The organism is Vibrio sp. ZF 223, from assembly GCF_003050585.1.
Taxonomy (GTDB): domain Bacteria; phylum Pseudomonadota; class Gammaproteobacteria; order Enterobacterales; family Vibrionaceae; genus Vibrio; species Vibrio crassostreae.
Genome location: NZ_PIGB01000023.1, coordinates 1 through 2,856 on the forward strand (window position 1 = coordinate 1; position 2,856 = coordinate 2,856).

At 40.4% G+C, this 2,856-nt stretch carries 4 protein-coding genes and 1 pseudogene; all 5 read left to right on the forward strand.

What is annotated here, in order from left to right; translation table 11 throughout:
* Nucleotides 1-18: 18 nt before the first annotated feature.
* Entirely contained in the window at nt 19-450 is a 432-nt protein-coding gene (locus tag CWO13_RS23160) for a hypothetical protein (RefSeq protein ID WP_102431689.1), read from the forward strand.
* 145 nt (nt 451-595) lie between these two features.
* Nucleotides 596-1,330 carry a hypothetical protein gene (locus CWO13_RS23170; RefSeq protein ID WP_108083518.1) on the forward strand — a complete coding sequence of 245 codons (735 nt, stop codon included), beginning with the start codon at nt 596-598 and terminating at the stop codon, nt 1,328-1,330.
* Nucleotides 1,331-1,463: 133 nt separating this feature from the next.
* Entirely contained in the window at nt 1,464-1,832 is a 369-nt protein-coding gene (locus CWO13_RS23180; protein ID WP_108083519.1) for a hypothetical protein, read from the forward strand.
* Nucleotides 1,833-1,971: 139 nt separating this feature from the next.
* Nucleotides 1,972-2,484, forward strand: a complete 513-nt coding sequence (locus tag CWO13_RS23185; RefSeq protein WP_108021215.1) for a DUF3916 domain-containing protein — start codon at nt 1,972-1,974, stop codon at nt 2,482-2,484.
* A gap of 135 nt (nt 2,485-2,619) precedes the next feature.
* Nucleotides 2,620-2,856 (forward strand): annotated as a pseudogene (locus CWO13_RS23190) (hypothetical protein); the annotation flags it as partial.

Consider the following 2,856-nt stretch of genomic DNA (forward strand, 5'->3'; position numbering starts at 1 on the left):
TAGCAGTACAGGAGTAACATGGTTAAGCAAATATGGGAAATAACTCCCCAAGATATACAAGATTATGCAGTATGGCAGTTTGCCTCATGGAAAGATGATAGTCATGATGACACTGTCATTTGTCAAGCTAGCCAAGATGATGCTCTAGACCCCAACTCTAACATCATTGTCAGGGCGAAATTCGTCGATGCGAATGGTAATGAGTTTATTGGTTTCATTCATTACGGATTAGCTGAAGTCGAATATTCTCAACCCAATATGTTCGTAAATGGCAAAACCGTAGGCTTTTGGTTTGGCATTACGAAGCCCAATCATAATGACCTGATAAGACTAAACTTCCCTATAGTGATAACGTCAGAGTCAGTTTTTGGTTTAGAGCAGATTACAGTCACTATCGAAGGTTATAGTTATGTCAATGAAGCATCGGCTACTTGCGTAATGTCCTGCTAACAAATTGTTTAAGAGTGATTCGGCACGCGTGGCATTTTTACCATGCGTCAGGTTTAGTGGTTAAGGTGGTATGCGGAAGCTTCGGTATTGCGTGCCTCACACCTTAACAAGGCGTTAAGCCTCTTCCTATAAAGTTGGAGTTACAATGATAAAAATAATTGGTGATTGGGGTGTTGAATCGTTGGCTCCAGTACAGGAAATAGCAACATTTACATACAAGATATTTGCTAATTTTGTTGGTCATGAATTGGACTGCGATATCCGTATCTATAATAATCCTCTACAGGGCTATCCTTTAGCTCATTACGACAAAGTTGATGGAGACTTTGTTATCACCCTATCGTGTGATTCTGGTGTGTATTGGGCTCAAGTTGCTTACCAATTAGCCCACGAAATCTGTCATTTGTACTCTAATCACAGTCAACAAAGAAATCATAAATTTAAATGGCTAGAAGAAAGCTTCTGTGAGGCAGCCTCTCTTGCTGTATTGTCTTATATGGCTGAACATTGGACAGAGTTCACGTTAGGGAAAGCAACCCCTAGTTTTGCAGGCGCAATAGATGATTATGTGCAAAACCTGAGAGCTAAGGCGACTCAGACTTTTAAAACCAGTAAAGAGTTTACTGATTGGTTATCGTCTAATATGGAGTTACTTGAAGCTAGCTCTACAAATCGTGAATTAAATCGTATAGTTGCATTTTATTTATATGATGAAGTGCTGAGCACAGAACCTTCAGCATGGGCAATTGTAGAGACACTAAATACCTGGGACTGCGACTCGGATAGTAATTTTGACGAGTTCAATTCTTCTTGGAGAGTAAAGTGTGAAGAATTTTCTCAAAAACTCGACTGTGTTGACTTGTTAGCTACCAAGGCTTAACAAACTGTTTAAGAGTGATTCGCAACGCGTGGCATTTTTACTATGCGTGCGTGTAGTGTTTAAGGTGGTATGCGGTGGCTTCGGTATTGCGTTGCTCACACCTTAACAGGGCGTTATAAGCCGAAGAGGAAATATGGAAAATTCTTTAATACTTGTTGCTCTCAGTGCGGAGCAAGTCTCCCAAGCTAAAGCGGTCAATGGGCAGCGCAAACAGATTACCCATGCATTACTTTGTGGTTCTTATGGGCAAATGTTTGGTACTGAAAAACAGTGCTCGAAATACTACAACGTATGGAAAGATATTTTCCAAGACCTATTTTCCGAGTCAAAATCTGTGCAGGCTTGTGATGTGATTAATTATGAATCAACCTTTGATTTAGTGAATATTCTAATAGCAGCTGCTGACCAAAAGAAACAGGTTAATAAATGCACTAAACCAACTAAAAGCCAGAAACCTCAGCTAACAGAAAAGAAAGGGTTTTGGGCACGTATCTTTGGGTAGGCTTATAACAAAGCGTTTAAGACGGATTCCCAACACTTGGCATTTTCGGTTTAATTCAGCTTTAGTGTTTACGGCACAATGGTTTAAGTGTGGTGGTAGCGTTGCTCACCACTTAACGCGGCGTTATAAGGAGGAAGGTATGCGAAGAATTAGCTTTCATCGTCCAAAACAGAAAGTACGAAACCCAGAAAGGCACATACGTGCCCTAAAAGTGTGGGCTGAAGAGTTTCGAGGTTATTATCCAGAGCGAGATGGTGAGCAATACACTAACTTCAAAATTTGGACACTTGATCGCTTAATCCAAGGTTCTAGTTCCAAGTTTGAGTGGCAGAAAGAGGCTTTAGAACAGTTATTTATAGCCGCCAATCATATGGTTAATGCAAAGCCAAACAAAGAAAAAGGCAAGTCTTGGGTAGCTGTACTTCTTTGTTATCCCAACCTTTTTGCAAGTGAAGTAACGGTGTTTTTTGACGAAACCTACTATAAGCGGTTTAGACCTGACGATGGTTTACTTACAGGTAGAAGTATTTTGGAAAAGTATGGGATTTCTGCAAATTTCGATTACATCGAGCTGGGCTACAAAGAAGACTGGGGTGATGAAGAAGAAAGTATAGAAGTTGAAATGTGGACAATAGGTGAACCCTCCTTATAACAAAGCATTTAAGAGTGATTCCCAACGCTTGGCATTTTTCATTCCATCGTTGGGTTTAGTGTTTACGGTGGTATGGTTTAGTTTTGTGGTAGCGTTGCTCACACCTTAATGCGGCGTTAGCAGTACAGGAGTAACATGGTTAAGCAAATATGGGAAATAACTCCCCAAGATATACAAGATTATGCAGTATGGCAGTTTGCCTCATGGAAAGATGATAGTCATGATGACACTGTCATTTGTCAAGCTAGCCAAGATGATGCTCTAGACCCCAACTCTAACATCATTGTCAGGGCGAAATTCGTCGATGCGAATGGTAATGAGTTTATTGGTTTCATTCATTACGGATTAGCTGAAGTCGAATATTCTCAACCC